General features: G+C 46.6%; 6 protein-coding genes. 2 read left to right on the top strand and 4 right to left on the bottom strand.

Annotated elements, in window-relative coordinates; genetic code table 11:
* The first annotated feature begins 82 nt into the window (after positions 1-82).
* Both pheS and ACTIE0_RS22515 read left to right on the top strand, forming a co-directional pair.
* On the top strand, positions 83-1,084 hold the full coding sequence (gene pheS / locus ACTIE0_RS22520; protein ID WP_006625918.1) for a phenylalanine--tRNA ligase subunit alpha: 1,002 nt from the start codon (positions 83-85) through the stop codon (positions 1,082-1,084).
* A gap of 26 nt (positions 1,085-1,110) precedes the next feature.
* Entirely contained in the window at positions 1,111-1,752 is a 642-nt protein-coding gene (locus ACTIE0_RS22515; protein ID WP_006669784.1) for an SH3 domain-containing protein, read from the top strand.
* 123 nt (positions 1,753-1,875) lie between these two features.
* Here the strand turns inward: ACTIE0_RS22515 and ACTIE0_RS22510 are convergent, their stop codons facing one another.
* The 4 genes from ACTIE0_RS22510 to dps form a co-directional block, all read right to left on the bottom strand.
* Positions 1,876-2,733 carry a DUF6473 family protein gene (locus tag ACTIE0_RS22510; RefSeq protein WP_006625920.1) on the bottom strand — a complete coding sequence of 286 codons (858 nt, stop codon included), beginning with the start codon at positions 2,731-2,733 and terminating at the stop codon, positions 1,876-1,878.
* Positions 2,734-2,771: 38 nt separating this feature from the next.
* A complete protein-coding gene (locus tag ACTIE0_RS22505) occupies positions 2,772-4,070 on the bottom strand; it encodes a D-alanyl-D-alanine carboxypeptidase (protein WP_006625921.1) in 1,299 nt (432 codons plus the stop codon).
* 56 nt (positions 4,071-4,126) lie between these two features.
* Positions 4,127-4,303 carry an RRXRR domain-containing protein gene (locus ACTIE0_RS22500; protein ID WP_006617505.1) on the bottom strand — a complete coding sequence of 59 codons (177 nt, stop codon included), beginning with the start codon at positions 4,301-4,303 and terminating at the stop codon, positions 4,127-4,129.
* A gap of 251 nt (positions 4,304-4,554) precedes the next feature.
* Positions 4,555-5,085, bottom strand: coding sequence for a DNA starvation/stationary phase protection protein Dps (gene dps, locus ACTIE0_RS22495; RefSeq protein WP_006622146.1), 531 nt, complete (start codon positions 5,083-5,085; stop codon positions 4,555-4,557).
* Positions 5,086-5,220 lie beyond the last annotated feature (135 nt).

Here is a 5,220-nt window from a genome sequence, read left to right as displayed (position 1 = left end):
TATCCTCAACCCTTCTCGCTTATTATACCGTATTGCCCTAAAATATTAACCGAATTTGTGATTAAATCATGCTCTCACTCAAATGACTACCGAACTTCAATCGTTAGAAAACCAAATCGAATCCCTACGCCAAGAGGCTGACAGAGCGATCGCCATCTGTGAAACCCTCTCAGGACTGGAACAGTTGCGGATTAACTATCTAGGCAAAAAAGGCCAACTCTCCAAAGTTCTGGGGGGAATGGGTAAACTTGAACCGGAAGCGCGCCCTCGTATTGGGGCGCGCGCCAACGAAGTTAAACAAGCCCTGCAAACTCAACTCGACCAGCGTCGCACAGCCCTAGAACTCGCCCTCATTGAAGCTCAACTAAAAACTGAAACCATAGATGTTACCATGCCCCCTGTGTATCGTCCCCAGGGCAAAATTCACCCCCTCAATGCCGTAATTGACCGGGCTTTAGATATCTTCGTAGGTATGGGCTACACCGTGGCTACCGGGCCAGAAATGGAGAGCGACTACTATAATTTTGAGGCATTAAACACCCCCCCAGACCACCCGGCGCGGGATATGCAGGATACCTTCTACCTACCTGATGGGAATCTGTTACGGACTCATACCTCTTCGGTGCAAATTCGCTACATGGAACAACATCAGCCCCCCATTCGCATTGTCGCACCGGGTCGGGTTTATCGTCGCGATACTGTGGATGCTACCCATGCGGCGGTATTTCATCAACTGGAGTTATTAGCGATCGGGGAAAATCTCCGTTTTACAGACCTCAAAGGCACTATTAAAGAGTTTCTGGGTCAAATGTTTGGTGATCTACCAATTCGGTTCCGCGCTAGTTATTTCCCGTTTACAGAACCCTCCGCTGAGGTGGATTTGGAATGGCAGGGTAAATGGTTGGAGGTGTTAGGCTGTGGTATGGTCGATCCGAATGTTCTCGAAGCTGTGGGTTATGATCCTCAAAAATATACTGGATTTGCTGCGGGGTTTGGGGTAGAACGCTTTGCTATGGTCTTACACCAATTGGATGATATTCGGCGGGTTTATGCTAGTGATCTGCGCTTTCTGCGACAATTCTAAAGGTTCTTAGGGTGGGTGTGGATTTTATGTTTTTGGCAGTTGGGAAATCCTTTAATCGGTCAGTTTCTGGGTTAGCTATAGTTTTGTTGATGCTCTCAGTTGCACAATTGGGGGCGCGCGCTCAAATATTGCCTAACTCTAACTCTAATATCGCCCAAACCACCAGCGATCGCTGTCGTAAAATTTCTGAACCTCGGGGTTTAGTAGTTCGGGCGCGACCTACTCCCAATTCTCCCGTCGTCGGTCAGGTTTCCTATGCTCAACAAGTGACTTTAGCCACTAATGCACAGGGAATAACTGGTCCTGGTGGTCGCTCCTGGGTGGAAATCACTAATCCCGTCCGGGGTTTTATTTCTAACGGCTTTCCCAATAGTTCCGGTAATTTGGTGGACTGTTCTACCGATTTGGCTGAAACTCCACCCACACGACCATCAGGGAGTCTTTGTCGTCAAGTCGATCGCGAGGCGGCTCCAGAAGGTGTCGCGGTCAGGGCTGCTCCTTCCCGCTCATCTGCTCGTCGCGGTGGTGTCGATTCGGGAGAACGGGTACAATTAGCATCTGACTATCGCTTAATTCCTGACCCTGATGGTGAGCGTCGCAATTGGGTTAAAATTACCACTCCGGTGGCTGGATATATCTCTGCTAATACGTTAATTATGTGTCGGTAGTTTCAGCCATTCGTTACCTCTTTCCCCCCATGCTTTTTCCTTTCTAGGGAAGCCGGGGGAATTAATTATCAATTACAGCAAACATTACCCTTTCCCTCAATCCGAATCCTAGGGGGGAGTATGTCAATATAGGTATTGCTGACAGGCTGATTTTAGCAATGTAGCCGCGTCTCGTTGCATTTCGGGAGAAAAATAATAATCATTGTAAAAAGAGGTTTTATCGCCCAAATCCGGGCGCTGATAGGCTAAATTCAGGGTGGTAGGGTATCCGGTGAGTCGGTTAATTAATAGTTGTGGCATTCCTCGGGTAGAAACACATTGAATATAATCATTAGCGAAGGGGATGATTTGAGCGATCGCCTGAGCATTTATCAAGTGGGGAAACTTGCCAAATAGACAATAAATATTATTGTATGTAAGTTGATAATCAGGCTCCCTCTCGGAAAACCAAAGCAGAATTTTCGGGACTTTAATTTTGCTCAATAAAAGCTGATAACTGCTGACCCAATTTTGTCGAGTTTCGGCGATAATCTGATTGACAAAATCGCGATCGCAGGTAGTCAATAACTCCTGATAAGCCGGTTCTGAACCCAACTGTTCACCATCAGAACGTCGGCGGATATATTCCAAGCCTCCGGTATCAAATAGGGAGTTACTCTCACTGCGTCCAGACATGACCTGAACAATGGCAAACTTACCGCGATTTATGTAATCGATTAAGGCAGAATTGTGGAGAAAGAAAGAAGGACCCGCCCCCCCATATCCCAAGTTTAAAACTGGTAATTTCAGCCAATTTGCCAACAAATTAGGATAGGGGCGATCGCCAAAACAGCCAAAAGTCTGTGCCGCGCCTAAACAGGTAAAATAATCACCCTGAGCGAGTGTGTGGGGTTGGGGGCCACGAAAAGATAATCCAGTGTTTCCCAACTCAAACATTTGGTAGTTAGTAATAGAGCGATCGCGTTCTTGATAATATCCCATAATTGATTAGCATTGTTAGCAGCATCTGAAAAATCGAGCTAATTAACCCGATCAATTCTAGCCAGATCCCCCAAAGCCGGACGAGTCCCATCAAGATTATTTGTCAAAGTAATTGGCAAAACATCCGACGCACCCCAGTAATTTACCAACTGTTGTAATAACCAATCCTGGTCATCACGCAAAGCATCCAAACCCGTAGCGCGGTTAATGATAGCAAACCAGACCACACCGCGATCGCGAGTTGGGATAGCCCCCGCCAAAGCACTAACATCAAACAAAGTGCCAGTTTTGACAGCCGAATTTGGAGGAATGCGGCGATATTCCAAAGTTCCCAAATCTCGTCCCGAAACAGGTAATAAATCCGCCACAGTTAAATCTGTATCTCGCAAATGTCTATCCAAAGCGATAAACATAGCCACCGAAGCCCTAGGAGAAATTTGATTTTCATGACCCAAACCAGAACCATTAATCAGGCGAATTTCATCAACGGAAACCCCAGCAGCCTCAGCCGCCAATCGTCGCACCATCTCAGCACCGCCCAAAGTTTCAGCCAACATTTCCGAGATGGGATTATTACTGTAGATATTCATTTGTTTAATAATCTCAGCCAAACTCAGAGACCGATGGCGGATTAGGGGTTGGAGATTAGGCGGGGAGGTGACATATTGCACCGAGCCCAAAATTTGTACCTGTGGTTTTGGCAACCCCGACCCTGAACGGACATATTGAGTAGCTGCTTCTGACTCCCACAGCCGGGAATCGAGGGATTGACGGAGTAAATTACCCACCAGTTGCGGTTCCGATTCATAATTCATCGAAAAATTACCAGCGATCGTCAAATTTCCCCGCACCTGACGAATACCCAACTGATTGAGAGCATATCCCAAACTAAAAGCCTCTTCCCAGACAAAAAAGGGATTTCCTCCCCCCACAATCACCAAATCCCCTTGCAATACCCCATTTTCAATGGGACCAGTTGCGCCAATGATGGTTTCAAACTGATGGTTAACACTCCAGGTTTGCAACGCCGCCAAAGATGTAGCTATTTTAGTGATCGAAGCGGCCGATAAAGGAATATCCCCCCGATGATTAGCCACCGTAAAAGGTCCCGCCTCAATCCATACCCCCTGAGAGGCGCTGGATATGCCACGACTGGATAAACGCGCCAAATACTGTTGGACGATCGCCTCTACTGCTGGATCTGGGCGTTCAATAGAGATAATATCCGATAGGCTGCTTTCCCACATTTGCTGGGAAGTCCTATTCAATTGGTCGCGATTCATCCCAGCCATCTCCAACCATACAGACATAATCCCAGAAGTAAACACATCTAACATCGGCCGCTGTTTCCTCAAAGTCAAACAAAAATCAGATAATTATCAACACCGCAATTCTAGGATTTTCCCGGACCATTAGAATCAGTTTTCTTGAGGATAATTGTAAATGGATAAGTCCTAAACACTGCAGCCAAACCCTGCTTCAAAAGCTTTCTGGCCCTGGCCCGATGAGTGGGACTTAACGGTTGCCCCAGTGTGTCAACCACAAAAACGTAATTTTGGTAATTTGGCATTTAAGCTATCTCCCAGATGGGGTAATGTTTGCCTCGGTCATGTTAAAGGGGCTTTTTACGTCTAGCTCACTGGAGCTTACAAATCCACTCATCTCGTTCCTTAAAGATAGACGACAGAGCAACAGGCTGGCGCTCACCTGTAGGTGTCATCACCCCCTTAACGTAGGTCTAATCCTGGACCTGCATCGATCATCTCCTTTGAGGAGTAATTTCGGGATCGAGCCGGAAATTATCGGATTTTATGCAAGAGTCTAGTGGCTGGCTAATGGCTGATTAGCATTACCCTGTAGGTGGGCTTCTAAGAACCACAGGCGCATATCAGCAGTGCGGGAAATTTCTGTATATAGGTCTGCTGTGTCTGCATCACCCAGATTATCAGTTTTGTCGATCGCCTCTCGCAGGGACTTAGCATACACACCAAAGCGATCGGCCAAAGCCACAATATGATCTGTGCCATTATCAATATTTAGTGGATATTCTGGTAAAATCGATTCAGACGCTGCCCGACGAGCCGTTCCCATCGCATAACCTCCCAGGGCGGTAACTCGTTCAGCAATCATATCCACATATCCCTCTAATTCCCCTGCTAGTTCATCAAACAACAGATGTAGGGAGTAGAAGTTCAGCCCTTTAACATTCCAATGAGCCTGCTTAACCTGGGTTTTCAGGTCGAGAGTAGTTGCTAAACTTTGATTGAGGATTGTGATAATTTGAGACCGGGTGTCTTCCGGTAAATCTATACGGCTTGAGTACAGTCTAGTTTTGGTAGTGGTGCTAGTCATAAATTAATTACTGATACATTTACGCGACATTTATCCGGCTATTGCCTGACAATGCGATGATAGCACTATTACCCGTTAAGGTAACAGAGGCGGTATCCCGCAAAGCTTTTAGAAAGATTCCAAAAGCACCGTTCC

Origin of the sequence: Limnospira sp. (assembly GCF_051859755.1) — a bacterium.
Lineage (GTDB): Bacteria > Cyanobacteriota > Cyanobacteriia > Cyanobacteriales > Microcoleaceae > Limnospira > Limnospira fusiformis.
Note: the sequence above shows the minus strand (reverse complement) of the source record. Positions and strands in the feature narration are given on the sequence as shown.